Below are 26,232 nucleotides of genomic sequence, written 5' to 3' on the forward strand. Positions count from 1 at the left end.
GGGTGGAGCGGTCGGCCGTGCTGGTGATGGAGATGCAGCGGGGCGTCGTCGGCGATCTCACGAAATTTCCGGAACTGGTGGCGGCCTGTGCCCGCCACGACGTCGTGCCCAACGCCGCCCGCGTCCTGCGCGCGGCCAGAGCGGCCGGCCTCCCGGTGATCCACTGCACGGCCGCCTTCCGGCCGGACCGGGCGGGCTCGCACACCGGCAACTGCCCGTTCATCGTCTCCCTGCTCAAGGACCCCGCGCACATGCTGGAGGGCACGGCCGCCGTGCAGGTGCTGCCCGAACTGCGCGAGGACGGCGACCTGGAGAGCCGGCGGCACCACGGGTTCTCGCCGTTCACCGGCACCTCGCTGGACATGACGCTGCGCTCCCTGGGCGTCTCGTCCGTGGTCGCGATGGGGGTCTCGCTCAACCTGGGCATCCCGGGGCTGGCGCTGGAGGCGGTCAACCTCGGCTACCGGGTGACGGTGGTCAAGGACGCGGTGGCCGGCATCCCCGAGGACTACGCGCAGGCCGTCCTGCGGAACACGGTCGGCCTGCTGGCCACCCGCGTCGCCGCGGCCGACCTGGCGAAGGCGTGGACGTAGTGGACGGCCTGCGCCTCGACGGCCGCGTCGCCGTCGTCACCGGGGGAGCGGGCGCGATCGGCACGGCCGTGGCGACCGACCTCGCCGCGCTCGGCGCCCGCGTCGTCGTCGCCGACGTGGACCTGCCGGGCGCCCGCCGGACGGCCGCCGCCCTGCCCGGGGCGCGGGCGCTGGCCGTGGACCTGGCCTCGCCCGCCTCCGTCGAGGCGTTCTGCGCCGAGGCCGGGCCCGTGGACGTGCTCGTGCACAACGCCGGGGTGTCGATCGTGCGGCCGTTCACGGCGAGCGACCCGGCGGACTGGGACCTCATGTGGCAGGTCAACCTGCGCGGCCCGATGCTCATGACCAAGCTGCTGCTGCCCGGGATGACGGCCAGGGGCTGGGGACGGCTGGTGTTCGTCTCCTCCGACGGCGCCAGGGCCGGGTCGGGCGGCGAGGGGGCGTACGCGGCGACCAAGGCGGGCCTGTTCGGCCTGGCCAAGACGCTCGCCCGCGAGGCCGCCAGAGGCGGGGTGACCTCGAACGTGGTCTGCCCGGGGCCGACCGACACGCCGATGCTCCGCCGGGTGTCCGAGGCCGAGCCGGGGCTCGTGGACAAGATCGCCAAGGGGATCCCGCTGCGGCGGCTGGGCACGCCCGCCGACGTGTCGGGGCTGATCGCGTACCTGTGCACCGACCGCGCCGCCTACATCACCGGCCAGACGCTGTCGGTGAGCGGCGGCGTGACCATGCAGTGACGAGCGCCGTGGGGTCACAGGGAGCGGTAGACGGCCTCGATCAGGCGCAGGCCGCGCAGGTTGCCGGTGAGGCTGTCGGCCATCCGGTTCATCACGTACCCGAAGGCCAGGCCGCGGCCGGGGTCGCCCATGCCGAGCGAGCCGCCCATGCCCGAGTGGCCGAACGCCGTCCGCGACGGCATCGGGAACGTGAACGACGGGCGCATGTAGCCGAGGCCGAACGTGGTGTCCATGAACAGCACGCGGTCGGGGCCGCTGACGCGGGGGCGCAGGGCGTCCTGGAGGGTCGCGGAGGTGAGGACGTCGCCGCCGACCAGCGCGCGGTAGAACCCGGCCAGGCCCTTGGCGGTGGTGACGACCCCGGCGGCGGGCCATCCGGCGCGCAGGATCACCGGGTTGTTCGCGCCGCCTTCGAGCAGGCGGATGGCCGGGTTGCCGAGCGCCCGGTTCATCAGGCTGCCGGGATCGAGCGCCGCCCGGCTCATCTCGCCCAGCAGATCCCGCCCCCCACCGACGCCGACCCCTCCGCCGGAGGGAGCGGGGTTCTCGGAGGCATCCCCTGGGGTTCCGGGGCCGCGGGTGGGGCTTTCGGGGGAGGGGCGTGGGCGGGTGGGGGCCTTGAGGCGGGCGGCGCGGGGGATCACGTCGTCGGGGGCCCCGACCCAGAGGTCCAGCCCCAGCGGCCCGGCGATCTCCGCCGCCACCAGCTCGCCCACCGACTTCCCGGTGACCCGCCGCACCACCTCCCCGACCAGGAAGCCGTACGTCAACGCGTGGTACCCGTGCGCCGTCCCCGGCTCCCACAGCGGCGTCTGACCGGCGAGCCGGGCCGCGACGGCCGGCTGGTCCTCGAACTCCTCCACCGGCACCGGCGTCTCGATCACCGGCAGCCCGCAGGAGTGCGTCAGCACGTGCTCGACCGTGACCGCCTCCTTGCCCCCGGCGGCGAACTCCGGCCACACGTCCGCGACCGGCGCGCCCACGTCCACCAGCCCGCGTTCGGCGAGCCGCAGCAGCACGGTGGCCGCGATCGCCTTCGTGCACGAGTACGCGAAGGCCGGGGTGCCGGCCTCCCAGGCCCGTCCCGTGTGCCGGTCGGCGACCCCGTCCCACAGGTCCACGACCAGCTCGCCGTCGAGATAGACGGCCACCGCCGCGCCCAGCTCCTCGCCCTCGGCGAAGTTCCGCTCGAACGCCTCGCGCACGCGGGAGAACCGGGGATCGCAGTACATCAGACCTCCGCAAGAAAGGAAGCGCTTACTTGGTGCACGAGCCTAACAACTGGGGACGATTCGGCCCAGACGACCAGCGCGGAACCCTCAATCTGCTGACCCCCGCCGTCGTCCTGGAGGCCCTGCGCAGCGCCGTCACGGGCGAGGTGCTGAGCCTGGCCATGCCGATCAGGGGCGCCACCTCCTCGGCCGCGCCCACGACCGTCCCGCACCTGCGGGGCCGTCCGCTGCCGCAACACTTCATGTCCGTGGACGGCGGCGACTACGCCGCGGGCGCCCGGCCCGTCGGCGACGGCCTGCGCGTGGCCGACGACGCCCTGTTGGTGACCCACCATGGCACCACCACCCACATGGACGCGCTGTGCCACATGTGGACCGGCGACCTGCTCTACAACGGCCACCCGGCCGCCCGCGTCCGCTCCTACGGCGCCACCCGGTGCGGGATCGAGCACGTGGGCGGCGTGGTGGCCAGGGGCGTGCTGTTCGACGTGCCCCGGCGCCTCGGGCTCGACCACCTGCCGGCCGGCTTCCGCGTCCCCGCCCGGCTGCTCCAGGAGATCGCCACGCCGCGCCCCGGGGACGTCGCGGTGATCCGCACGGGCTGGCCGCTGGTCTGGGAGCGGTCGCGCGAGGAGTACTGGTCGGGGCAGCCGGGGCTGTCGGCGGAGGCGGGCTCCTGGCTGGCCGCCCAGGACGTGTCGGCGGTGGCCTGCGACAACGCGGCGATCGGCGGCCTGAACGACCGGCAGCTCGCCGACGAGTGCGCCGCCGACGACCTGCACCTCATCCTGCTCCACCGGCACGGCGTCCACCTGGTCGAGATGCTCTGGCTCGAAGAGCTGGGCGCGGCCGGCCGGACGGAGTTCGTGTTCGTGGCCGCGCCGCTGCGCATCGAAGGAGGCACCGGCAGCCCGATCACCCCGCTCGCCGTCCTGTGAGCGGGCCGGTCACCAGGTGACGGGGAGGCTCCTGACGCCGTACACCGAGGCGTCGTCCTTGACCGGCACCTGGGCCGCCGGCACGGCCAGCCGCAGACCGGGGAAACGCTCGAACAGCGCCCGGTAGCCGATCCGCAGCTCGATCCTGGCGAGCTGCTGGCCCAGGCACTGGTGCACGCCGTACCCGAAGGCCAGGTGGCGGCGGGCCTCCGGCCGGTCGGGGATCAGCCGGTCGGGGTCGGCGTACACGGCCGGGTCGCGGTTGATCACGGGCAGGGACAGGGCCACGGTCTCGCCCGCCCTGACCGTCACGCCCGCCACCTCCACGTCCTCCAGGGCGGCTCTGGAAGGCGCGCCGAGATGCAGGATCGACAGCCAGCGCAGCAGCTCCTCGACCGCGCCGTCCTCGTACGGGCGCCCGTTCGCCAGCAGCGCGAACACCCCGAGCGCCAGCATGTTCGCCGTGGTCTCGTGCCCTGCCACCAGCAGGATCACCGCGAGGCCGGCGAGCTCGTCGTCGTCGAGGTCGCCGGTCAGGTCGCCGATCAGGCCGCCGTCCGGCTCCCCGCGCCTGCGGCGGACCAGCCCGCGCAGGTAGCCGGTCAGCTCGGCCAGCGCTCCCGCGCCGTCCTCGCCGAAGGTGACGAGCCGGGCGCTGAGCTCCTGGAACAGGTCGTGATCGGCGTACGGGACGCCGAGCAGCTCGCAGATGACCAGCGACGGGATCGGTAACGCGTACGCCGTCACGAGGTCGGCCGGCGGCCCGGCGGCGGCCATGGCGTCGAGGTGGTCGGCGGCGATGCGTTCGACCCGCGCTTCGAGCAGGCGCATCCTGCGCAGCGTGAACCGGCCGGTGAGCAGCCGTCGGTAGCGGGTGTGCTCCGGCGGGTCCATGGCCGCGAAGAAGCCCGGTGGGGCGGGCGTGCCGAGCCCGGCGGGATTCGGGTGCACGGCCTGGTGCTTGAGCTCCTGCCGGGCGCTGAACCGGGGATCGCCCAGCACCGCGCGGGCGGCCTCGGCCGTGGTGGCCAGCCAGCCGAGATGGCCGTCGGCGAACTCCAGACGGCTCATCGCCGGAAGGCCCGCCAGCCCCGCCGGGGGATCGAAGGGACATTCCGCCGGACGTTCGAGGGGAAGTCGCATAATTGTGAGAGTAGACTCTCAAATGAAAGTTGTATAGCGATATGCATCAGGCTCCGACGAGTGGACGCGCGGACCGCCGGCCCGGAGAATGCGGTGACATGAGCGAACGACCCGTCCAGGGCCTGCGCGAGCGGAAGAAGGCCAGAACCCGCGCCCTGATCCAGAAGGAGGCGCTGCGCCTGTTCCGCGAGCAGGGCTACGCGGCGACGACCGTCGAGCAGGTCGCCGAGGCGGCGGAGGTCGCGCCCAGCACCGTCTTCCGCTATTTCCCGACGAAGGAGGACCTGGTGCTGCTAGACCAGTTCCCGCCTTTCGTCGAGGCGCTCAGGGCCGTGCCCGCCGAGGTGGGTCCCGTCAGGGCCGTGCGCATGGCCATGCGGGCGGTCACGGACGCCCAGACGCCGGAGGAGATCGCCGACGGCATGGAACGGGAGAAGCTCATGCTCACCGTCCCGGAGTTGTGGGCGGCCAGCCTGGAGAACGTCACCGGCGTGCTCGCCACGCTGCGGGAGGAGCTCGCGGCGCGCCAGGGCCGGGACGCGGCCGACCCGGAGATCAGGAACGTCACGGGGGCCGTCACGGGCGTGATGGTGGCCCTGTGGTTCGAGTGGGTCCGGAACCCGGCCATGGACGGCCCCGCCGAGCTGGACAAGGCGCTCGCGCACCTGGAGGCGGGGCTCCCGGTGTAGGGCGCCCGTACGGATGGCGGGGGTCAGGCGCCCGGGTAGTTGCCGCCGCCGTACGCGGCGTCGAGGGCGTCGTAGTCGGGGGTGAAACCCTGCTTGGGGATGGCGTCGGCGAACACCACCTGGCGCGGCCTCTTGTACGCCGCCAGCTCACCCCTGACGTGCGCGACCAGGTCGTCCTGGGTGGCGGCGGCGTCCGGTCTGAGCACCACGACCGCCTTGACCGCCTGGTGCCATTGGGGGTCGGGCACGCCGATCACCGCCGCGTCGGCGACGGCCGGATGGGTCCTGAGCGCGCGCTCGACCTCGGCGGGGTAGATGTTCTCGGCGCCCGACTTGATCATGCGGAGCCGGGGGCCGATGAAGGTGATGGTGCCGTCGGGCTCGCGGCGGCCTAGGTCGCCGGTGTGATGCCACCCGTACCGCGACTTCGCCTCATTTAAGTCGGGCCGGGCGAAATATCCGGAAAAGAGGGTCTTGCCCCTCGCGCAGATCTCGCCCGTCTCGCCCACCGGCACCTCCACGCCCTCCGGATCCAGGATGCGCACCTGGACCAGCGGCGACGGCCGTCCCGCGAACCCCGCGCCGCCCTCGGCCAGCCCGAGGAAGGTGAGCATGCCGCCCACCTCGGTCTGCCCGTACCCGCCCATCTTCGAGCGGCACCAGGGGGAGTGGTCCACGGTGATCATGTCGTCCCACTCGGCGGAGTGGGCGACGAAACGCAGCGAGGACAGGTCGTACTTGCCGCCCGCGTTCGCCGCCGCGACCGCGTCGATCATGGGCCCGAACAGGAACGCCTGCGTCACCCGTTCGGCGTCGACCAGCCGGCAGACCTCCTCGGCGTCGAAGGCGGGCGTGAACACGTTCGTGCCGCCGATCTGGAGGGTGGCCAGGCAGAACATCATCGTCCCGACGTGGAAGAGCGGCCCGTCGTTGAGAAAGGTGAACCCCGGCTCCATCTGGCGTACGACGAGCAGCGTGGCGCTGTGGGCGACGAGGGCGGCGCTGCTCAGCAGGGCGGCGCCCGGCCGGCCCCCGAAGGCTGCGGTGTAGAGCGCGAGCACCGGTTCGGCGTCGTCCACCTGCGGGAACTCCCGCGCCGAGCCGCCCGCGACCAGCTCCTCGTACGCCTCGCCTGCGAGCACCCACGTGGCCGCGTCCGCCAGCTCGGCGGCGGCGTCGGAGTGCTCCCAGACGACGACCCTGGGCGCCAGGTCGGACAGGACGAAACGCAGCTCGTCCGGCGACTGCCGCCAGTTGGCCGGGCAGAGCACCGCGCCCAGGCGCGAGCAGGCCAGCAGCAGCTCCAGCACGGCGTGCGAGTTCTGGCCGAGCCACATCACCCGCTCCCCGGCGGCCACGCCGCGCCCGGCCAGGGCGTCGGCCAGCCGCGTGACGCGGTCGTCCAGCTCGGGGTAGGTGAGCCGCACGTCCCCGTCCACCACGGCGGTGACCCCGGGGCGGCTGCGGGCGTGGTCGGCCAGGACGTCGGACAGGGTCAGGCTGTGGATCATCGTCATCCTCCTGCGGGGGCGAAGGCCGGCATGACCTCGGCGGCGAAGAAGCGCATGACCCGCTTCATGTCCTCCAGCGGCATGGGCCTGGTGCTGCCGAAGTCGCACAGGAGGTTGGTGAAGCCGGCGTCCCTGAGCAGCGAGACCTGCTCGATCACCCGGGCGGGGTCGCCGATGACCTCCAGCTGCTCCCAGCGGAAGTCGGGCGAGACCGAGCCGCCCTTGAGGTAGCGGTCCTGGTAGTACTCGAAGCCCTGGGCGGCCTTGCCGGTCCTCGGGTCGATGGGGGCGCTGCGCTCGTTGAAGATGCGCGAGCGGTCGAAGGAGGCCTCGAACCTGGCCTGGTCCTCGCGGGCCCGCTCCAGCGTGGGGGCGACGTACACGCTGCGGGCCACCACCAGCTCCGCGCCCGCCGGGTGGCCGGCCCGCGCGGCCGTCTCCCGCCAGGTCTCGGCCGCCTTGACGACCTTGCGGAACGTCGCGGCGGGGTCGGCCAGGACGGGCAGGCCGCGCTCGGCGTACATGGTGACGGTCTCGGGGGAGACGGCGGCCACGTGCAGCGGCGGGTGAGGCGACTGCAGCGGGCGCGGCGCGAGTGTGACCTCGGCGCCGGTCCGGTAGAACTTCCCCTCGTGCCGGTACGACTCCCTCGTCCACAGCCCGAGGATCACCTCCAGCGCCTCGTTGAACCGGTCGCGCGCCTCGGCCAGGTCGATCCCGAAGCCCTCGAACTCGAAGCTCTGGTACCCCCGGCCGATGCCCAGGTCGAGCCGGCCGCCGGAGAGCACGTCCACCTGCGCGGCCTCCTCGGCCACGTGGATCGGGTTGTGCAGCGGCAGCACCACGATTCCGGTGCCGAGCCTGATCCGGGAGGTGCGGGCGGCGACGTGGGCGAGCATGGTGAACAGGTTGGGCGCCACGCCGTAGTCGCGGAAGTGGTGCTCGGCCAGCCGTACCCCGTCGAAGCCCAGCTCCTCGGCCAGCTCGATGAGCTCCAGATGGTAGTCGTAGACGTCCTTGAAGCTCTGGCCGTCGAAGCGGTGGAAGAGGTGGAAGGTCGAGAACTTCATGCGGCGGCCTCTCCGTATGTAAACCAAGCGCTCGCTTGGGAGCGTATCACGCCGGCTGCCGCTCCCGGACCACCTCCCGCGCGGCCGGACGCGGCCGCAGCACCGGCGCCAGCACCGTCAGCGCCACCAGGACCCCCGTGACCAGCGTGAACGCCGCCGGGTACGACACGCTGCCGGCCACCCAGCCGGTGAGCGCCGGCGCGGTCAGCCCCGACAGGTACGTGATCGTCGCGATCCCGGCGACCCCCTCGCCCGGCGTGGGCCCGGCGTTCCCCGCCGCCGTGAACACCAGCGGCACGACGACCGCGACCCCCAGCCCGACCAGCGCGAACCCGATGACGCCCAGCACCGGCGTACGGGCCAGGACCACCAGCACGCCGCCCGCGACCGCGACGATCCCGCCCATCCGGACCGCCCGCACGGGGCCGGTCAGGCGCACCACCCGGTCGCCCGCCAGCCGGGCCCCGGCCATGCAGAGCATGAAGATCGTGTAACCGGCGGCGGCGGCCCCCGGCCCGGCGTCGGCGACGTTGGTCAGGTAGACCGCGGCCCAGTTGGAGCTGGCGCCCTCGGCGAACGTGCCGCAGAACCCGACCACGCCGACGGCCAGGATGGCGCGCGAGGGCAGGGCGAAGCGGCGCGGCGCGGGCGCGTCGGCGGCCCGCGGCCCGTCGGGCAGCAGTCCGCGACCGGCGATCCCGCCCAGGACCACCAGGACGGCGGCGACGACTCCGAGATGCAGGCGGGCGTCGATGCCCGCCTGCGCGGCCAGGGTGCCGAGGCCGCCGGCCGCCAGGCTGCCCACGGCCCACATGCCGTGCAGGCCGGAGACGACCGGCTTGTTCAGGTGCCTTTCGAGGGTGACGCCATGGGCGTTCATGACGACGTCGCACATGCCGGCCGACGCGCCGTACAGCAGGAAGATGGCGAACAGCCAGACGGGCGCGGGGGCGAAGGCCGGCAGGGCGAGGCCGCCGCACCACAGTGCGAGCAGCACCCGCGTGGTGGCCCGGCTGCCGAACCGGTGGGCCAGGCGGCTGGCCAGCGGCATCGCGGCGAACGCCCCGATCGAGGGGCAGAGCAGTACGAACCCGAGCAGGCCCGCGCTCAGGTGGACGTGCTCCTGGATCCAGGGGATGCGGGTGGCGAAGCTGCCGGCGACGGCGCCGTGGGCGGCGAAGACGGCCGCGATGGCGCGATGAGGGCTCATGGCCGGAAAAACTATCAGGCAACCTTCCTGATGAAAAGAGCTATCAGGGAGCCTTCCTGACTATTATGGGCGGCGTGAAGACCGCGACCCCGTCCATGGCCCGTGCGATCAACGACCGGCTCGCCCTCGACCTGCTGCTGGAGCACGGTCCGCTGACCGCCCCGCAGCTGCGCGAGCTGACCGGTCTGTCCAGGCCCACCGTCTCCGACCTGATCGAACGGCTCAAGGGCGGCGGCCTCATCGAGGAGGCCGGCGAACGCGGCGAGGACCGGCGCGGCCCCAACGCCCGCCTCTACGCGCTGGTCGCCGGGCGCGCCCACGTCGCCGGGGTGGACCTGCGCCGTACGGCCATCAACGTCACGGTCGCCGACCTCACCGGGCACGTGGTCGGGTCGGCCGTCCGCGAGATCTCCGGTGACCTGGCCGACCTCGTCGAGGCCACGGTCGCCGAGGCCGCCGCCGGGCGTGCGCTCGACAACGTGGTCATCGGCGCGCCCGGCCTGGTCAAGCCCAAGGACGGCGAGCTGGTGATGGCCAACGACGTGCCCGGATGGCGGCCCGGTCTGGTGACCGCCGTGCGCGAGCGGCTGGGCGTGCCCGTCGTCCTGGAGAACGAGGTGAACCTGGCCGCCGTCGCCGAGCTGCGCACCGGCGCGGCCCAGGGCAGCGACGACTTCGTGCTGCTCTGGCTGGACGACGGCATCGGCGCCGCGGTCGTCCTCGGCGGACGGCTGCGCCGCGGCGCGTCCGGGGGCGCGGGCGAGATCGGCTTCCTCGACGTGGAGGGCACGCCGTTCTGCCTCCTGCTCCAGGCCACGACCCGGCCCGAGGAGCGGGCGCGCCGGGTCGCCAAGGGCGCCTTCGCCTTCGTCACCCTCCTCGACCCCGGCCTGGTGGTCCTCGGCGGGGCCACGGGCCAGGAGGGCGGCGACGAGCTGGCCGACCAGGTCGCCGCACGGCTGCGCGAGCTGTCGCCCGCGCCCACCGAGGTCAGGGCCACCCGGGTCGAGGGCAACGCGGTGCTGGAAGGAGCCGTGCTGACGGCCCTCGACGCGGCGCGGGACAACGTCTGGTGACCCGCGCCGCGAGGCTCACTGCTGCGCGACCGGCTCGCGCAGCGGGAGGCGCACCTCGAACCACGTCTCGCCCGGCACCGAGCGCACCTTGATCTCGCCGCCGTGCCGTCCTGCCACGATCCGGTAGGAGATGTCCAGCCCGAGCCCGGTGCCCTCGCCCACGCTCTTGGTGGTGAAGAACGGCTCGAAGATCCGGTCCTTGATCGCGTCGGGCACGCCGGGGCCGGTGTCGCCGATCTCGACGATCGCCTCGTCCTCGTCGTGGGCCGTGCGGACGGTCAGCGTGCCCTCCTCGCCCATGGCGTCGAGCGCGTTGTGGATCAGGTTCGTCCACACCTGGTTCAGCTCGCCGGCGTAGCAGGGGATGAGCGGCAGCGTGCGGTCGTAGTCGGTGACCACGCTGACGCCCGGCGGGACCTTGCCGCGGAAGATGGCGATCGTGCTGTCGAGCAGGTCGTGCACGTCGATCATCTGGAACGGCGCCCGGTCCATCTGCGAGTACTGCTTGGCCGAGCGGATCAGCGAGGTGATGCGCTCGGTGGCCTCGGTGACCTCGTTCAGCATCTGGGAGATCTCGATGGCCTCGGCCAGCCAGTGGAGGGCGGCCGGGGTGTGCTCCTCGCCCACCTTGCCGCGGATCTTCTGCAGGTAGTCGGCGGTGAAACCGGCGTTGACCAGCGCGGGGGCCAGCTCCCACGCGTCCTGGACGCCGACGTCCTCCAGGGCCTCGCCCAGTTCGTCCTCGGCGTCGGAGATCTCCAGGGGGGAGCGTTGCGGCTGGTTGCCGAGGTTGCTCGTGCACGCCTCCTGGGCCTCGATCAGGGTGCGCAGCTTCTCCGGCGGGATGCCGTCCTCGGCGAGCTGGGCGAGCTGGATGCGGGAGGCCTTGATCAGCGAACGCAGCTCGCTCACCGCGCGCACGGCCGCCGCCGCCGGGTTGTTCAGCTCGTGCGTGAGCCCGGCGGTGATCGTGCCGAGCGCGGTCAGCCGCTGCCGCCGGTCGATGATCTCCCGCTGCATGCGCCCGCCCGACATCATGCCGTCGAGCAGGTGCATCGCCATCGGGAACCACTCGGCCACGATGTAGGCGAACTTCTTGGCCGGCAGCAGGAAGATCCGCGAGGGCGCGGTCGCGCGCAGCGTGTGCTGGTACGTCTCCGGCGCCCGGTCGCCCAGGTACGCCGACGTGGCGCCACCGTAGACGCCGGGCTGGGAGGCGCGCGGCATGGCGACGGTCCCGGCGCTGACCGTCTCGTTGATCATCTGCACCTCGCCCTCCAGCAGCACGGCGAAGCACTCGGCCGGCTCGCCCTGCCGGACGATGTCCTCGTCCTGGGCGTACGAGCGCACCCGGCCGCTGGCGGCCAGCTTGGCGAGCTGCTCGTCGGTCAGCCGCTCGAACAGGAAGAGTTTGCGCAGTTCGTCGATGTCGACGGTGTCGGTCATTGCTTCTCCAGATAACGATGCACCAGCGCGACGGCCATCGCGCCCTCACCGACGGCGGAGGCCACCCTCTTGATCGACTCGGCCCGTACGTCGCCCGCGGCGAACACGCCCGGCACGTTGGTCTCCAGGTAGTAGGGCTCGCGGCGCAGCGTCCAGTTGCGCGGACGCCGGCCGCCCTGCACCAGGTCGGGACCGGTGAGCACGAACCCCTTGGCGTCCCGCTCGACCGTCTCGCCCAGCCACGACGTGTACGGCTCGGCCCCGATGAACACGAACAGGTACTGGGCGTCGACCGTGCGCTCCTCGCCCTTGGTCGACAGCGTGAGCCGTTCGAGGTGGTCGTCACCGGCGCCACCGACGACCTCGGTCAGGAGGCTGACCTCGATGTTGTCGATCGCGTTGATCTGCTCGATGAGGTAGTGGGACATGGATTTCTCCAAACCATCACTCCTCACCAACAAATGGACCTTGCTCGCGAATCCCGCCAGGTAGACGGCCGCCTGCCCGGCCGAGTTGGCCGCGCCGACGATGTAGACCTCGATGTCCTTGCACGCGGGCGCCTCGGTCAGCGCGGCGCCGTAGAAGACGCCCCTGCCGACGAACTCGTCCAGGCCGGGCGCCTCCAGCCGCCGGTAGGTGACGCCGGTGGCCAGGATCACCGCGTGGGCGGCGATCTCCCCGCCGTCCTTGAAGCCGATCACCCGCGCCTGCCCGCGCGGCTCCAGATGGGTGACCTTGCGCGCGCTCAGCAGCTCGGCCCCGAACTTCAGCGCCTGCCTGCGGGCCCGGTCGGCGAGCTGCTGCCCGGACACGCCGTCGGGGAAGCCGAGGTAGTTCTCGATCCTGGAGCTCTGGCCCGCCTGGCCGCCCGAGGCGTGCGCCTCGACCAGCACCGTGTTCAGCCCCTCCGACGCGCCGTAGACCGCCGCGCCCAGGCCCGCGGGCCCGCCGCCGATCACGATCAGGTCGTAGAAGTCGGTGGCCGGGGTGGTGGACAGCCCGACGGCGGTGGCCAGCGCGGCCTGGTCGGGGGACTCCAGCGTGGTGCCGTCCTCGGTGACGACCAGCGGCAGGTGACAACCCTCGCCGGCGGCCTTCACCAGCTGCGCGCCCTCCGGGTCCTCGGCCAGCATCCACTGGTACGGCACATGGTTGCGGGCCAGGAAGTCCCGCACCTGGTACGAGCGCGCCGACCACCGGTCGCCCACCACACGCAGCTCCGGACGCGCCGTCCGGTCGGTCCGCATCCAGGCGTCGAGCTGGCCGTCGATCACCGGGTAGAACTTCTCCTCCGGCGGGTCCCACGGCTTGAGCAGGTAATGGTCGAGGTCGACCACGTTGATCGCCTGGATCGCGGCGTCGGTGTCGGCATAGGCGGTCAGCAACACCCGGCGCGCGTACGGATACATGTCCATGGCGGCCTCAAGGAACTGCACGCCGTTCATCTGCGGCATCCGGTAGTCGGCCAGGATCGCCGCCACCTCGTCGCCGCGCAGCCGCATCTCCTTGACCGCCTCGATGCCGTCCTGGGCAGCCTCGGCGCGGACAATCCTGTACTCATGGCCGTACCGGCGCCTGAGGTCACGGGCCACCGCCCGCGACACCCCCGGGTCGTCGTCAACCGTCACGATGACCGGCTTGTCCATTCCCCTACCTTCTCCCCAATGGTCCCTAAGGGAAGGATGTCATGCACGCGTAGGTTGGTGAGCACTCGCTCATATCATGGGCGGATGAGCACCCGCGAGCGCATCCTCGACGCCGCCGAGCAGGCCATCCGGGAGTTCGGCATCTCGGGCGCGACGACCAGGCGCATCGCCCAGGCGGCCGGCTGCTCCGAGGCCCTGCTCTACAAGCACTTCGCCGGCAAGGAGCAGATCTTCCTCGCGGTCCTGCTCGAACGGCTGCCCGCGCTCGCCCCCGCCCTGGCCCGGCTGCGGCTGAGCGCGGGGGAGGGCGACCTGACGGCCAACCTCACCCGGTTCGCCCTGGCGGCGCTGGAGTTCTACACCGAGGCTGCCACCATCGCCTCCGGCATGCTGGCCGACCCCTCGCTGCTGGGCCGGTTCAGGCACATGCTCGCCACCACGAACACCGGCCCCCACCTGCCGATCCGGTCGCTGGCCGAGATCCTTGAGGCCGAGCGGGCCGCCGGCCGCGCCGACCCCGGCCTCGACCCCGGCGCGGCGGCCTCCCTGCTGATGGGCGCCTGCTTCCACCGGGCCAACCTGTCCTACTTCGTCGAGCCGGCCGACAAGGACGAGGAGTGGGCGGCCGGCGTCGTCGCCACCCTGCTCAGGCGATGACCCGGCCGGCGCCGCCGTCGACCAGCATCGAGACGCCGTTCACGTACGAGGCCCGCTCGCTGGCCAGGAACGCGATCACGTCCCCGACCTCGTCGGCCTGCCCGACGCGCCCGACCGGCACGGCCCGGCCGCGCGCCTCGACCTCGTCGTCGCCGCCCGACGTGCCGCGCAGGCGCTCGGTGTCGATGGCCCCCGGCAGCACGTTGTTGACCAGCACGCCGTCGCCGCCCACCTCGCGGGCCAGCGTGCGGACGATCCCGGCGACGGCCGGGCGCATGGCGTTGGACAGCGCCAGCCCGTCGATCGCCTCGCGGACGGAGGAGCTGGTGACGGTGACGATCCGGCCCCAGCCGCGCGAGCGCATCTCGGGCAGCACCGCCTGGATCAGCCGGACGGTGCCGAGCAGGTTGCGCTGCACGGCGACGTCCCAGTCCTGGAGGTCGACCTCGTCGGAGCGGCCGGTGGGCGGGCCGCCCGCGTTGGCCACCAGGATGTCGACCGGGCCGAGCACGTCGCGCGTCTCCTGGGCCACGCGCTGAGCCGCCGCCGGGTCCTCCACGTCGGCCAGCACGGCGTGCACCACGCCGCCGAACTGCTGCAGCTCCACCACCGCGTCCGCGAGCCGTTCGGGGTTGCGCGCGCTGACGCACACGTCGCAGCCCTCGCGGGCCAGGCTCTTGGCGGCGGCCAGGCCGATGCCCGCGCTGCCGCCGGTGACCAGGGCGACCTTGCCCGAGATGCCGAGATCCATAGGGCGACTATAGTGACGGGCCGATCAGCTCGGCCGCACCCGGGTCAGCTTGTCCGGGTTGAGCATGCCGTAGAGCCCATGGATGCGGCCGTCGCGCACGTCCAGGGCGATGAGCTGGTCGTTCCCCGCCACGTGCGTCCACAGGGCGGGCCGGCCGTTGGCCTCGACGAGACGCGCGCGGCTGAAGTCGTAGCGGGCCATCAGGCCGCCGATGAAGCCGCTCACCTTGCGCCGGCCCAGGATCGGCCGCAGGGCCGCCCTGACCTTGCCGCCGCCGTCGTTCCACATGACGACGTCCTCGTGCAGCAGCTCGGTCAGCGCGTCGAGGTCGCCGCCGCCGGCCGCCTCCATGAACTTCGTCAGCAGCCTGGCGTGGTCCTCGTTCGTCGGCGTGAACCGGTCGCGGCCCTCCGACACCCGGACCGAGGCGCGGTGGTGCATCTGCCGGGCGTTGGCCACCGACGAGCCGACGATCTCGGCGATCTGGTCGTACGGCAGCTCGAACGCCTCCCTGAGCACGAACACCGCCCGCTCCGGCGGCGACAGCCTCTCCATCAGGTGCAGGGTCGCGAACGAGACGGTGTCACGCAGCTCGGCCGTGTCCAGCGGCCCCGCCTGGCCGGTCGCGACCGGCTCGGGCAGCCACGGCCCCGTGTACGCCTCCCGCCGCACCCGGGCCGAGCGGAGCTGGTCGAGGGCCAGCCGCGAGACCACGGTCAGCAGGAACGCGCGCGGCTCCCTGATCTGGCTCCTGTCGGTGCCCTCCCATCGCAGCCAGGCCTCCTGCACGACGTCCTCGGCGTCCCACATGCTGCCGAGCAGGCGGTAGGCCAGGCCCAGCAGCATCGGGCGGTGTTCCTCGAAGTCCACGTCCGGCATCATGCCCTGTCATCGGGCAGGGTGGCCTGGCGGGGGTCGCCGGAGGGTGGCCAAGCCCGGCCGGGCGTGATGGGCTGGAGGCGTGGCGAGAAATCTGATCCTGTCAGGAGGGCTCTTCCACGACTTCGCCGCCACGTCGGCCGTGCTCGCCGACGTGCTGGGCGAGGTCGGCGTCGAGTCGGAGATCACCGAGGACATCGCGGGCGCGCTGAGCGAGCCGCCGGAGGTGCAGCTCATCACCGTCAACGCGCTGCGCTGGCAGATGGGCCAGGAGCGCTTCGCCGGCCTGCGCGGCGAATGGCGTTTCGCGTTGCCCACCCAGGCCCGCACCACGCTCCTCGACCACCTCGACCGGGGCGGCGGGCTGCTGTGCATGCACACGGCCGCGGTCTGCTTCGACGACTGGCAGGGCTGGCCGCGGGTGCTCGGCGGCTGCTGGAACTGGCCCAAGTCCCACCATCCGCCGCTGGGCTGGACCGGCGTGCGGGTGCACGGCGCCGCCCACCCGATCGTGGCCGGCCTGCGCGACTTCGACCTGGTGGACGAGGTCTACAGCGACCTCGACGTGCTGCCGGACGTGCGGCCCCTGGCCTCCTCCCACGGCCAGCCGCTCGTGTGGGCGCGTCCGGTGCGCCGCGGCCGGGTGGTCTACGACGCGCTGGGCCACGACACCAGGTCCTACGACAACGAGATCCACCGGACGATGCTCCAGCGGGCCGCGTCGTGGCTGCTGAAACGGCCGGTGGGCGGCACCGGCTGACGCGTCCGGTTCGTACAAGACCCGGGGCCGCCCGGCGGGCACGATGGCCTCATGAACGTGAACCTCACGGCGGTCGCCGGCTTCATGGCCACGCACGCAAGGCTCCTGGACCGGCGCCGCTTCCATCTGCTCATGGGGGAGACCGGCCCGGCCGCCGTGCTCGACGCCCTCGACGCCTACCGCAACCCCGACGGCGGCTACGGCTGGGGCCTGGAGCCCGACCTGCGCTCGCCGGAGAGCCAGCCGGGCACGGCGCTGCACGCCTTCGAGGTGTTCGAGGAGATCGGCCCCGCCACCGCGCCGCAGGCCGTCGCTCTGTGCGACTGGCTGGAGTCGGTGACGATGCCCGACGGCGGGCTGCCGTTCGCGCTCCCGCTCACCCTGCCCGAGGGCACCGCGCCCTGGTGGGCGGGCGCGGACCACGCCACCTCGTCGTTGCAGATCACCGCCGTCTCGGCGGCGGCGGCCCACGCCGTGGCCGCCCACGACCCGGCCGTGGCCGCGCACCCGTGGCTGGAGCGGGCAACCCGCTACTGCCTCGACGCGATCCAGGCGCTGGAGGACCGGCCGCACGCCTACGTGCTCTCCTTCGCCGTGCACTTCCTCGACGCCGTCCACGGGACGCGGCCCGAGGCGGCCGGGCTGCTCAAGCGGCTCGCGGCGTACCTGCCCGACGACGGGCGGGTGCCCGTGGAGGGCGGCACCGCGGAGGAGCGGCTGAACCCCCTCGACTTCGCGCCGTTCCCGGGGCGGCCCGCGCGCGAGCTGTTCGCGCCCGAGGTGATCGCCGCCGACCTCGACCGGCTGGCCGGGTCGCAGCAGGACGACGGCGGCTGGGTCGTGGACTACGCGCCGATCTCGCCCGCCGGCGTGCTCGAATGGCGGGGCGCGGCCACCGTACGGGCCATCCGGGTCCTGCGCGGGAACGGCGTGCTCTGACCGTCAGCGGAGCCCCACCCGGTGGGCCGACTCCGACTCCTGGGCCATGCGGCGCAGCGTGTCGAACGCCTTGCCGTACAGGACGGTGCCCAGCACCAGGGCCTCCACGGCGGCGTCGCGCGGCCCGTCGAAGGGGATGGTGGCCATCTCGACCTCGGTCACCAGCTTCCTGGCGGCCTCGACGTACGGCGCGAAATCGACATGCAGGCCGAGCTGGCGCATGCGGACCAGCGTCTGGGCCAGCTCGTCGCGGGTGGGGGCGTCGTCGGCGACGGTCCAGCCGAGTTCGTCGAGCAGCCGGTCGACCTCGGCCCTGGCGGTCCGCCACTCCTCGCCCTGCTCGGGCTCGACGGTCGGGCCGAGCGCCCAATGCGCGATCCCCAGCATGTGGTGCATGGGCAGCGTCTCGTCCTCGACGGCGGCGATGACCTGCTTGATGGCGGCCACGGGGAGCCTGCCCACCTCCAGGAGGGCCCGGATCAGGCGGAGCCTGCGCAGGTGGGACTCGTCGTACTCGGCGCGGGTCGCGGCGGTCTGCTCGCCCTGGTGCAGCATGCCCTCACGGAGGTAGTACTTGATCGTGGGGATGGCGACACCGGATCGGGCGCTCAGTTCTGAGATGCGCATCGATAGATAATAGCGCTATCCAGATCGGGCGACGTGGCGGGCCGCGCTCACCACCTCGTGGACGTCGGCCTGCCGGTTCCACAGGAAGACCGCCTCCAGCGGTGGCACGTCCTCCTTGACGGGGACGAACACCACCGTGTCGGGCACGGTGCTGCCCTCGTGGACGCACAGGCTGTAACCGGCCCCCGCGCCCACCATGTCGACCACCAGGTCATGGGTGGCGGCGGCCGGGCCCAGCCGGGGATGCAGCCGGTGCCGGACGAACCCCTCCAGGAACCGCCGGGCCCCGGCGACCGCATCCGACTCCGGCATGATCAGCGGCTCGGAGGCCAGGTCCGCGAGCGACAGCGCCTCCCGCCCGGCGAGCGGATGGTCGCGGGGGAGCAGCGCGCGTACGGGGAAGCGGTGGACGAGCATGCGCGCCACGCCCCTGGGCAGCGAGCCGGGGGCGTAACCCAGGCCGGCCTGGAGCGTGCCGTCGGCGATGGAGACCATCTGCTCGGCCGTGCTCATCGGCGCGATCCGCACCGGCACGTTCTGGAGCTGTGCAAGCAGCCGGGCGGCCACGTCGGCCAGCCCGTCGGCCACGCCCAGCCGGGTGGTGCGGCCCCTGCTCCGGGCGGCGGCCACGGCCCGTTCGTAGGCGTCGAGCGCGACCGTGGCCTGGGCCAGGAACGCCTCGCCCGCCTCGGTGAGCCGCACGCCGCTGGACGAGCGGCTGAACAGCTCGACGCCTATCTCCTTCTCCAGCGCCCTGAGCTGCTCCGACAGCGTGGGCTGGGCGATGTGCAGCGCGGTCGCGGCGCGGCGCAGGCTGCCGGCGCGCGCGATCGCCATCGTGTACCTGACGTAGCGCAGATCCATCTCTCACCTCGGGGTGATGATGATGGGCTATCGGCTGATCACCTCTCCGTATTACAAGACGGGGCAGCCCGCGTGAAGACGTCCAGTCACGGCATGTGCTTTCACGCTGGTCGGGACCTCGTCCGGTCTTGCGACGAATGCCTTGGGACGGCAGGCGTCGCCGTTGCGGCCGTCCGGAAACCCGGCAGCGAGGTTGCCGAGCAAGCGCTTGGCTAGCTGTGTTATCGTGATCGCCGAGCCGGAGGGAGCGGGATGCAGTCCTTCGCCGGGTGCGCGGCCGTGGCCGGGATCGGGATGACCACGCTGACCAGGCGGTCGGGGCGCGGCGAACTGGAGCTGGCCGCCGAGGCGTGCCGGGCCGCCTGCGCGGACGCCGGGATCACGCCGGGCGAGGTCGACGGGCTGCTCAGCTATCACCTGAACGACTCCGCGCCGGTCGTCCAGGTCGCCCGCGCGCTGGGCATCGAGCGGCTGCGCTGGCACAACGACATCGCCGGCGGCGGGACGCAGGCGGCGTCCGTGCTGGGGGACGCGGCCATGATCATCCATGCCGGCCTGGCCCGGAACGTCCTGGTCTTCCGAGCGCTCAACGGACGGTCCGGCACGCGCATGAACACCGCCTCCACCGGCCCCCTGGAACGCCACACCTACGGCCTGGCCGGACCGGTCCCGCTGTTCGCCATGGCCGCGACCCGCTACCTGCACGACACCGGCCTCACCGCCGAGCACCTGCACGCCGTGGTCGCCCAGTCCAGGCGCAACGCCGCGGGCAACCCGCGCGCCCTGCGCCGCGAGCCCCTCGACCTGGCCGCCTACCTGGCCAAACCGTACGTCTGCACACCGCTGCGCACCGCCGACTGCTGCCTGGAGACCGACGGCGCGTGCGCGCTGCTGGTGAGCGGCGTCCTGGACGGGCCGCGCATCCGGGCGGTCGTCCGCGGGGGCGGGCCGGGCTGCTCCTCCATGGACCGCTCGCCGGACGTGACGGCCGTCTTCTCCTCCCACGTCGCGCCCCTGCTGTGGGAGGCGTCCGGCATGCGTCCCCCGGACGTCGAGGCAGCGCTGCTCTACGACGCCTACTCCTGGCTGGTGCCCCGGCAGCTGGAGGACTTCGGGCTGGCGGCGCGCGGGGACCTGGGGGCGTACCTGCTGGAACGGCGGCACGCCTGGGTGAACCCGCACGGCGGCCTGCTCTCCGAGGGCTACGTGCACGGGCTCAACAACGTGGCCCAGGCGGTGCGGGAGCTGCGCGCCGGCCGCGAGACCGCCCTGGTGACCGGATTCGGCGGCAGCTATGGCAGCGCGGCTCTTCTCACGCGTTGAACGTCAGGGAGTGAGCGTGAACGCGGCGTGCGAAGCCCTGCCGTCGTCGCCGGGCAGCACGCCGCGGGCCGCCAGCCAGGCCGCCGCGCCGGCCGCGTCGCGCGCCGTCGCCACCCGCTCGCCGGACAGCCGCGCCAGCACGGCCCGGCGGACCGGCCCCTCGCTGGTCAGCACGCTGCCCGCGAGCACGACGTCCCCCGAGACGTGCACCCGGCGCAGGGTGGCCACCAGGCGGTCGGCGGCCTCCTCGGCGACCTTGAACGCCATCGGGTCACCGGCCTCGGCCGCCCGGCTGACCAGGGCGGACAGGGCGGCCAGCCGCATGTGGTCGGCCTGCGCCAGCCGCACGAGCCGGTCGGCGACCGCCCGCGGCGACCCCGGACGCTCCTCGCCCAGGAAGTGCTCCACGACGAGCGCGACCAGGCTTCCCGGCTGGGCCGTCGCGCCCTGGTCGAGGGCGGAGACCACGGCCTTGGCGGCGGCGCGGCCGATCCAGAAGCCCGAGCCCTCGTCGCCCAGCAGCCAGCCGAGCCCGTCGGCGATCGTGTCGATGCGGTGGCCGGTGATCCTGGCCGCGACCGCACCCGTGCCCGACAGCAGCAGCGAGCCGTCGGGCTCGGCGGTGCCGGCGACGTAGGCCACCGCCACGTCGCGCTCGATCAGCGGGCCCGCCTCGATGCCGTGGGCGGCCCACACCCGGGCCAGCTCGGGGACCAGCGTGTCGACCTGGCCCGCGACCCCGGCCAGCGAGGCCACGACCAGGCCGCCGTCGTGCGACCCCAATGCCTGCCCGAGGGCCGTGCCGATCGCCGCCACCGCCTTGTCCAGGCCGTGCGCCGAAGGGTTGCCGGCGCCCGCCCGCGCGTAGCCGACCCGGGTGCCGTCGAGGGTGTGGACGGAGACGCGCGTCGAGGTGGCTCCCGCGTCGACACCGACCACCAGCGATTTGGTCACGGTCAAATTCTGGGGGTTGACGTGACCGGGAAGCAAGAATAATTTTCGCCAGAAGACCGGGTATTCGGAAGGAATATTCGTGACTTCAGGAGCGCTCGGGCGCGTCGAAACGGAACTGCCCGGTCTGCCGGAGGCGTTGCGCCGGGTCGGCGAGGTGATACTCGGCGATCCCGCCGAGGCCGCGCGGTCGACCATCATCGCGCTGGCCGAGCGGGCGGGCAGCTCGCCCGCCACCGTGACGAGGTTCTGCCGGGCCTTCGGCTTCTCCGGCTACGCCGAGCTGCGCGTCGCGCTCGCCACCGAGACCGGCAGAGCCGCGCAGGCCGGCTGGGGCGCGGGCGTCGGGCACGAGATCGGCCCCGACGACCCGCTCGACTCGGCCATCGAGGTGATGGCCGCCGCCGACGCCAGGCTCATCCAGGACACCGCCGCCCAGCTCGACCTCTCGGTGGTCGCCCAGGTCGCCGACGCCGTCGTCAGGGCTCGCCGGGTGCTCCTGATCGGCGTCTCCACCAGTGGGAACGTCGCCACCATGCTCGAAGGCAGGCTGCGCCGCATCGCCATCCCCTGCTGGAGCGCGGGCGACGCGCACGTGGCGCTGTCGGAGGCGGCCCTGCTCGGCGCGGACGACGTCGCCATCGGCATCAGCCACCGGGGCCGTACCCGCGAGGTCATGGAGGCGCTGGCCGAGGCGGGCAGCCACGGCGCGACCACGGTCGCCGTCACGTCCTTCGCCCGCTCGCCGCTGGCCGAGCTGGCCGACCTGGTGCTGACGACGGCCAGCAGGGAGACCACGTTCAGGCTGGGCGGGCTGGCGGCCGTGCACTCCCAGCTCTTCGTGCTCGACGCCGTCTACGTGGCGGTCGCGCAACGCACCTACGAACGCACCAACGAGGCGTTCGAGCTGACGATCAGCGCGGTGGAGAGCCACCGTGTGGAGAGGAGCTGAATGAGCTACGCGTCCACGGCCCTCGCCCTCGCCGGACGGGTCGCCGAGAGCCAGGCCGAGCCGGTGCGCCGGGCCGCCGCCCTGATCGTCGCCGCGCTGCGCGCCGGCGGGGTGGTCAACGCGTTCGGGTCGGGGCACTCCGAGGCCATCGCCATGGAGATCGCCGGACGGGCCGGCGGCCTGGTGCCCAGCAACCGCCTCTCCCCGCGCGACCTCGTCCTGTACGGCGGCCGCCCCCCGAGCGTGCTCACCCCCGAGCTGGAACGCGACCCGGCCGTCGCCCACGAGATCTACGACCTGGCCCCCGTCGAGCCGCAGGACGTGTTCGTCCTGGTCTCCAGCTCCGGCGTGAACGGCACGGTCGTGGAACTGGCCACGCTGGTCAAGGAGCGCGGCCACCCGCTCGTCGCGATCACCTCGGTCGCGCACAGCACGCGCATGACCTCGCGCCATCCCTCGGGCGTCAAGCTCATGGACCTGGCCGACGTCGTGCTCGACAACGGCTCCCCGTACGGGGACGCCATCCTCGACCTGCCGGACGGCGGCACGTTCGGCGCGGTCTCCACGCTCACCTCGGCGCTGCTCGCGCAGATGGTGGTCACCGAGGCGGTGGAGGAGCTCGTCGCCCTGGGCGAGCGGCCACCCATCTACCTGTCGGTCAACGTGACCGGCGGCGACGAGCACAACAAGGCCCTGGAGAGCCGATACGCAGGGCGCATACGACGAGGATCATGAAAATCTAGGAGCCATCAATGCCTGACACCCCCCATATCAGCCGTCGTGAACTCCTGCGCGGCGCGGCTCTCGTCCCCGTCGCCGGGGCGCTGGCCGCCTGTGCCACCCCCGCCGCCAAGCCCACCGCCACCGCCTCGTCGGCCCCGGTGGCGACCAGCGCGGCCAACCCGTTCGGCGTCGCGGACGGCAAGCCGCTGGAGGTGTGGATCTTCGACGGCGGCTTCGGCCAGGACTACGCCAAGACCATCCACGAGCCGCTGTTCACGACGAAATATCCGAAGAGCGAGATCAAGCACAACGCGACCAAGGAGATCACCAAGGTCCTCCAGCCGCGCTTCGCCGGCGGCAACCCGCCGGAGGTGATCGACAACTCCGGCGCCAACTTCATGGACTTCGGCGCCCTCTCCCAGGACGGCCAGCTCCAGGACCTCACCGCGCTGCTCGACGCGCCGAGCTGGGACGACCCCGCCGTCAAGGTCAGGGACACCATCGACCCGTCGGTCATCGAGATCGGCACCTACGACGGCAAGTTCAGCGTGCTGGGTTACGTGAACTACATCCACGGCATCTGGTACTCACAGAAGGTGTTCAGGGAGAACGGCTGGGAGATCCCCAAGACCTGGGACGAGTTCACCAAGCTCTGCGAGACGATCAAGAAGTCCGGCAAGATGGCGCCCTTCACGTACGCGGGCAAGTTCCCGCAGTACCTGTACGAGCCGCTGCTGACCATGGCCGCCAAGATCGGCGGCAACGAGGTGCTGGTCAACATCGACAACCTGGAGGACGGCGCCTGGACCACCGAGGCCATGAAGACCGCCGCCACGGCCTGGGCCGAGGTGGGCGCCAAGTACCTCATGGAGGGCACGACCGGCCTCGACCACGTGCAGACCCAGACGGCCCAGAACAAGTACAAGGTGGCCATGCTGCCGTCCGGGTCGTGGCTGGAGAACGAGCAGAAGAGCACCACGCCGCCCGACTTCGAGTACGGCATGTTCCCGATCCCCGACGTCACCGGCTCCGACAAGATGCCGTACGGCACCCTGCACACCCAGCCCGGCGAGAACTTCATGGTCTCGGCCAAGAGCGCCAACCCGCAGGGCGGCATCGAGTACCTGCGCGGCATGTTGTCGAAGAAGGCGGCCGGCGACTTCAGCGAGATGGTCAAGACGGTGACGGCGGTCAAGGGCGCGACCGAGGGCCGTACGATCTCGCCCGGCGTCACCAGCGCCTCCAAGGCCGTCGCCGACGCGGGCGCCAACACCGTCTACTACCGCTGGTACACCTGGTACGGCCAGCTCAAGGACGAGGGCATCGCCGCCACCGGCGAGCTGATGTCCGGCGGCCTGACGCCGGAGAAGTACCTGGAGCGCATGCAGAAGAAGGCCGACGAGATCAAGAACGACTCCTCGATCAAGAAGTACAAGCGCTGATGTTGTTCAACAGGTATCGCCGCGGGCTGTTCATCACCGCGTTCCTGGCAGCCCCGGTGATCCTCTACCTCGTCTACGTCATCTCGCCGCTGATCCAGGCGTTCCGGATCTCGATGACCGACTGGCGCGGCGTGACGGCCACGCCGGACTTCATCGGGCTGGACAACTTCGTCCGGCTGTTCAAGGACGGCGTCTTCTGGAAGGCCGTCACCCACAACGCCATGCTGCTCGTGCTGCTGCCGCTGCTCACGATCGTGATCGCGCTGTTCTTCGCCTTCCTGCTCAACGTGGGCGGGCGCAAGGGCTCGTCCGGCATCGCGGGCTCGAAGTTCTACCGCGTGGTGTTCTTCTTCCCGCAGGTCCTGGCCGTGGCCGTGGTCGGGGTGCTGTTCCAGCAGGTGTTCCGGCCCGACGGCAGCGGCATGCTGAACGGGCCGCTGCTCGCGCTCGGCGCCAAGCCCGTCGGGTTCCTGTCGGACCCCGGCGTGGCCTTCTGGTCGGTGCTCGGCGTGCTGGTCTGGCAGGCGGTCGGCTTCTACGTCGTGCTGTTCTCGGCCGGGCTGGCCTCCATCCCGCGCGACATGTTCGAGGCGGCGCAGATCGACGGCGCCGGCCGGTTCAGCCTGTTCTTCCGCATCACGCTGCCGCTGCTCTGGGACACGATCCAGGTGGCCTGGGTCTATCTCGGCATCCTGGCGCTCGACGCGTTCGCGATCGTGTGGGTGATGACCGACCAGCACGGCGGCCCCGACTGGTCGACCACCGTCATGGCCGCCGAGATCTACCGCAACGCCTTCCAGTACTTCCGCTTCGGCTACGCCTCGGCCCTGGGCGTCATGATGTTCTTCTTCACCGTCGGCTTCGCCATCCTCTCGCTGCGCCTGTCCCGCCGCGAACGAATCGAGTACTAGATGACAACGACGACCACGTGGACGGTGGCGAACTCCCGCAAACTGGCCCGTCAGGAGCGCCGGCGGCGGCTCGGGCCGATGGCCGTGCTGTCCCACGTCGCGCTCCTGGTGTGGACGGTGCTCGTCGTGGTGCCGATCCTGTGGACCTTCCTGGCCTCGGTGAAGAGCGAGGACGAGATCTTCGGCGAGGCCTGGGGGCTGCCGGCCAGGCTCAACTGGGACAACTTCGCCCGCGCCTGGGAGCAGGCCCACATCGGGCAGTACATGCTCAACAGCGTCGTCGTCGTCACCTTCAGCGTGGCCGGGACGATGCTGCTCGGCTCGATGGCCGCGTACGTGCTGGCGCGTTACCCCTTCCGCGCCAACCGGCCGATCTACCTCCTGTTCGTCTCCGGGCTGGCCTTCCCGGTCTACCTGAAGCTGACGCCGCTGTTCTTCGTCGTGCAGAACATGGGGGCGGTGCCGCTGGTGGGGCCGTACATCGGGTTGAACACGCACGCGGGGCTGGTGCTGGTCTACATCGCGTACTCGATGCCGTTCACGGTGTTCTTCCTGACCGCGTTCTTCCGTACGCTGCCCACGGCGGTGGGGGAGGCGGCCATGGTGGACGGCGCGTCGCACACCCGCGTGTTCTTCCAGATCATGTTGCCGATGGCGCGGCCGGGCATCATCAGCATCACGATCTTCAACGTGCTGGGGCAGTGGAACCAGTACCAGCTTCCGCTGGTGCTGCTCCAGGACCGGGACAAATGGGTGCTCACTCAGGGGATCGCGGACATCTCCACGGCGGCGGGGTACGACCAGGACTGGTCGGCGCTGTTCGCCGCGCTGACGCTGGCGATCCTGCCGATGCTGGTCGTGTACACGGTGTTCCAGCGCCAGATCCAGTCCGGCCTGACCTCGGGAGCCCTCAAATGAACAGCTTCACCTAAGGGGGCTTCGCCTCTGGGCTCAATGGGCTTCGTCGGGGGCGCTTCGCGCCTGGAGACTCAGGCTCCTCTTTGGGGCGCCTGGCGGCGCAACCCCCGCGCCCGGCGGCGCCGTGGCGCCGCCGGCGCCAGTGGTCTGACCGCATACGTTCGCCGGATCGGTGGCCGCTTCCTTCGCCCCAGGAGCGGCCCGTGTTTCTGGGAGGCGGTGTCACGCAAGAAAATTGATTGCC

26 protein-coding genes are annotated in these 26,232 nt (G+C 72.2%); 14 read left to right on the forward strand and 12 right to left on the reverse strand.

Annotated elements, in window-relative coordinates:
• The first annotated feature begins 2 nt into the window (after positions 1-2).
• Together AB0J97_RS28540 and AB0J97_RS28545 are read left to right on the forward strand one after the other, a co-directional pair.
• Positions 3-593: an isochorismatase family cysteine hydrolase gene (locus AB0J97_RS28540; protein WP_364093888.1), complete on the forward strand. Its 591-nt coding sequence runs from the start codon at positions 3-5 to the stop codon at positions 591-593.
• Entirely contained in the window at positions 593-1,330 is a 738-nt protein-coding gene (locus tag AB0J97_RS28545; protein ID WP_364094287.1) for an SDR family NAD(P)-dependent oxidoreductase, read from the forward strand. Before AB0J97_RS28540 ends, AB0J97_RS28545 begins: the two co-directional genes overlap by 1 nt.
• A gap of 14 nt (positions 1,331-1,344) precedes the next feature.
• Here the strand turns inward: AB0J97_RS28545 and AB0J97_RS28550 are convergent, their stop codons facing one another.
• Positions 1,345-2,562 (reverse strand): serine hydrolase domain-containing protein, encoded by a 1,218-nt coding sequence (locus tag AB0J97_RS28550; RefSeq protein WP_364093891.1) that lies wholly within the window; start codon positions 2,560-2,562, stop codon positions 1,345-1,347.
• 29 nt (positions 2,563-2,591) lie between these two features.
• On the opposite strand from AB0J97_RS28550, the gene AB0J97_RS28555 reads away from it, so the two are divergent.
• Positions 2,592-3,500: a cyclase family protein gene (locus AB0J97_RS28555; RefSeq protein WP_364093894.1), complete on the forward strand. Its 909-nt coding sequence runs from the start codon at positions 2,592-2,594 to the stop codon at positions 3,498-3,500.
• Between the two features lie 9 nt (positions 3,501-3,509).
• On the opposite strand, the gene AB0J97_RS28560 is transcribed toward AB0J97_RS28555, so the two are convergent.
• Positions 3,510-4,643, reverse strand: coding sequence for a cytochrome P450 (locus tag AB0J97_RS28560; protein WP_364093897.1), 1,134 nt, complete (start codon positions 4,641-4,643; stop codon positions 3,510-3,512).
• A 98-nt stretch (positions 4,644-4,741) separates the two neighbouring features.
• Here AB0J97_RS28560 and AB0J97_RS28565 point away from each other — a divergent pair, with 98 nt between their 5' ends.
• Entirely contained in the window at positions 4,742-5,332 is a 591-nt protein-coding gene (locus AB0J97_RS28565) for a TetR family transcriptional regulator (protein ID WP_364093900.1), read from the forward strand.
• Between the two features lie 23 nt (positions 5,333-5,355).
• Here AB0J97_RS28565 and AB0J97_RS28570 read toward each other — a convergent pair whose 3' ends face one another.
• The 3 genes from AB0J97_RS28570 to AB0J97_RS28580 are packed head-to-tail and all read right to left on the reverse strand — an operon-like array spanning position 5,356 to position 9,123.
• A complete protein-coding gene (locus AB0J97_RS28570) occupies positions 5,356-6,843 on the reverse strand; it encodes an AMP-binding protein (RefSeq protein WP_364093904.1) in 1,488 nt (495 codons plus the stop codon).
• A gap of 2 nt (positions 6,844-6,845) precedes the next feature.
• The gene (locus AB0J97_RS28575; RefSeq protein WP_357694540.1) at positions 6,846-7,913 is read right to left on the reverse strand and encodes an LLM class flavin-dependent oxidoreductase; all 1,068 of its coding nucleotides are present in this window, start codon (positions 7,911-7,913) and stop codon (positions 6,846-6,848) included.
• Positions 7,914-7,959: 46 nt separating this feature from the next.
• Positions 7,960-9,123 carry an MFS transporter gene (locus tag AB0J97_RS28580; RefSeq protein WP_364093907.1) on the reverse strand — a complete coding sequence of 388 codons (1,164 nt, stop codon included), beginning with the start codon at positions 9,121-9,123 and terminating at the stop codon, positions 7,960-7,962.
• Positions 9,124-9,197: 74 nt separating this feature from the next.
• Between AB0J97_RS28580 and AB0J97_RS28585 the strand changes: the two genes are divergently transcribed.
• Positions 9,198-10,199: an ROK family transcriptional regulator gene (locus AB0J97_RS28585; RefSeq protein WP_364093910.1), complete on the forward strand. Its 1,002-nt coding sequence runs from the start codon at positions 9,198-9,200 to the stop codon at positions 10,197-10,199.
• Positions 10,200-10,214: 15 nt separating this feature from the next.
• Here AB0J97_RS28585 and AB0J97_RS28590 read toward each other — a convergent pair whose 3' ends face one another.
• Positions 10,215-11,645, reverse strand: a complete 1,431-nt coding sequence (locus tag AB0J97_RS28590) for an ATP-binding protein (protein ID WP_364093913.1) — start codon at positions 11,643-11,645, stop codon at positions 10,215-10,217.
• Positions 11,642-13,291 carry an FAD-dependent oxidoreductase gene (locus AB0J97_RS28595; protein WP_357694532.1) on the reverse strand — a complete coding sequence of 550 codons (1,650 nt, stop codon included), beginning with the start codon at positions 13,289-13,291 and terminating at the stop codon, positions 11,642-11,644. The genes AB0J97_RS28590 and AB0J97_RS28595 overlap by 4 nt, the downstream gene beginning before the upstream one ends.
• Before the next feature lie 84 nt (positions 13,292-13,375).
• Here AB0J97_RS28595 and AB0J97_RS28600 point away from each other — a divergent pair, with 84 nt between their 5' ends.
• On the forward strand, positions 13,376-13,948 hold the full coding sequence (locus tag AB0J97_RS28600; RefSeq protein WP_357694530.1) for a helix-turn-helix domain-containing protein: 573 nt from the start codon (positions 13,376-13,378) through the stop codon (positions 13,946-13,948).
• On the opposite strand, the gene AB0J97_RS28605 is transcribed toward AB0J97_RS28600, so the two are convergent.
• The gene (locus tag AB0J97_RS28605; protein ID WP_357694528.1) at positions 13,938-14,699 is read right to left on the reverse strand and encodes an SDR family oxidoreductase; all 762 of its coding nucleotides are present in this window, start codon (positions 14,697-14,699) and stop codon (positions 13,938-13,940) included. The genes AB0J97_RS28600 and AB0J97_RS28605 overlap by 11 nt on opposite strands.
• 24 nt (positions 14,700-14,723) lie before the next feature.
• Entirely contained in the window at positions 14,724-15,569 is an 846-nt protein-coding gene (locus AB0J97_RS28610; protein WP_364093920.1) for an RNA polymerase sigma-70 factor, read from the reverse strand.
• Between the two features lie 91 nt (positions 15,570-15,660).
• Between AB0J97_RS28610 and AB0J97_RS28615 the strand changes: the two genes are divergently transcribed.
• Together AB0J97_RS28615 and AB0J97_RS28620 are read left to right on the forward strand one after the other, a co-directional pair.
• Positions 15,661-16,338, forward strand: a complete 678-nt coding sequence (locus AB0J97_RS28615) for a ThuA domain-containing protein (RefSeq protein ID WP_357694526.1) — start codon at positions 15,661-15,663, stop codon at positions 16,336-16,338.
• A 51-nt stretch (positions 16,339-16,389) separates the two neighbouring features.
• A complete protein-coding gene (locus AB0J97_RS28620) occupies positions 16,390-17,277 on the forward strand; it encodes a hypothetical protein (protein WP_364093923.1) in 888 nt (295 codons plus the stop codon).
• Between the two features lie 3 nt (positions 17,278-17,280).
• Here the strand turns inward: AB0J97_RS28620 and AB0J97_RS28625 are convergent, their stop codons facing one another.
• Both AB0J97_RS28625 and AB0J97_RS28630 read right to left on the reverse strand, forming a co-directional pair.
• Positions 17,281-17,904, reverse strand: coding sequence for a MerR family transcriptional regulator (locus tag AB0J97_RS28625; RefSeq protein WP_364093926.1), 624 nt, complete (start codon positions 17,902-17,904; stop codon positions 17,281-17,283).
• Between the two features lie 15 nt (positions 17,905-17,919).
• Positions 17,920-18,768 carry a LysR family transcriptional regulator gene (locus tag AB0J97_RS28630; RefSeq protein WP_364093929.1) on the reverse strand — a complete coding sequence of 283 codons (849 nt, stop codon included), beginning with the start codon at positions 18,766-18,768 and terminating at the stop codon, positions 17,920-17,922.
• A gap of 252 nt (positions 18,769-19,020) precedes the next feature.
• Between AB0J97_RS28630 and AB0J97_RS28635 the strand changes: the two genes are divergently transcribed.
• Complete coding sequence (locus tag AB0J97_RS28635; RefSeq protein WP_364093932.1) at positions 19,021-20,091, forward strand: acetyl-CoA acetyltransferase; 1,071 nt, start codon at positions 19,021-19,023, stop codon at positions 20,089-20,091.
• 3 nt (positions 20,092-20,094) lie between these two features.
• Here the strand turns inward: AB0J97_RS28635 and AB0J97_RS28640 are convergent, their stop codons facing one another.
• The gene (locus tag AB0J97_RS28640) at positions 20,095-21,045 is read right to left on the reverse strand and encodes a BadF/BadG/BcrA/BcrD ATPase family protein (protein WP_357694516.1); all 951 of its coding nucleotides are present in this window, start codon (positions 21,043-21,045) and stop codon (positions 20,095-20,097) included.
• Positions 21,046-21,124: 79 nt separating this feature from the next.
• Here AB0J97_RS28640 and AB0J97_RS28645 point away from each other — a divergent pair, with 79 nt between their 5' ends.
• From AB0J97_RS28645 to AB0J97_RS28665, 5 genes are read left to right on the forward strand one after another with little or no spacing between them, the layout of a single operon-like run.
• A complete protein-coding gene (locus tag AB0J97_RS28645; RefSeq protein WP_357694514.1) occupies positions 21,125-21,994 on the forward strand; it encodes a MurR/RpiR family transcriptional regulator in 870 nt (289 codons plus the stop codon).
• Entirely contained in the window at positions 21,995-22,729 is a 735-nt protein-coding gene (locus AB0J97_RS28650; protein WP_364093936.1) for an SIS domain-containing protein, read from the forward strand. It abuts the gene before it with no gap.
• 17 nt (positions 22,730-22,746) lie between these two features.
• A complete protein-coding gene (gene ngcE, locus AB0J97_RS28655; protein WP_364093939.1) occupies positions 22,747-24,159 on the forward strand; it encodes an N-acetylglucosamine/diacetylchitobiose ABC transporter substrate-binding protein in 1,413 nt (470 codons plus the stop codon).
• Positions 24,159-25,070 (forward strand): sugar ABC transporter permease, encoded by a 912-nt coding sequence (locus tag AB0J97_RS28660; RefSeq protein ID WP_364093942.1) that lies wholly within the window; start codon positions 24,159-24,161, stop codon positions 25,068-25,070. Before ngcE ends, AB0J97_RS28660 begins: the two co-directional genes overlap by 1 nt.
• On the forward strand, positions 25,071-25,988 hold the full coding sequence (locus tag AB0J97_RS28665) for a carbohydrate ABC transporter permease (RefSeq protein ID WP_364093945.1): 918 nt from the start codon (positions 25,071-25,073) through the stop codon (positions 25,986-25,988).
• Positions 25,989-26,232 lie beyond the last annotated feature (244 nt).

This window comes from Nonomuraea sp. NPDC049607, assembly GCF_040675375.1.
Classification (GTDB): Bacteria; Actinomycetota; Actinomycetes; order Streptosporangiales; family Streptosporangiaceae; genus Nonomuraea.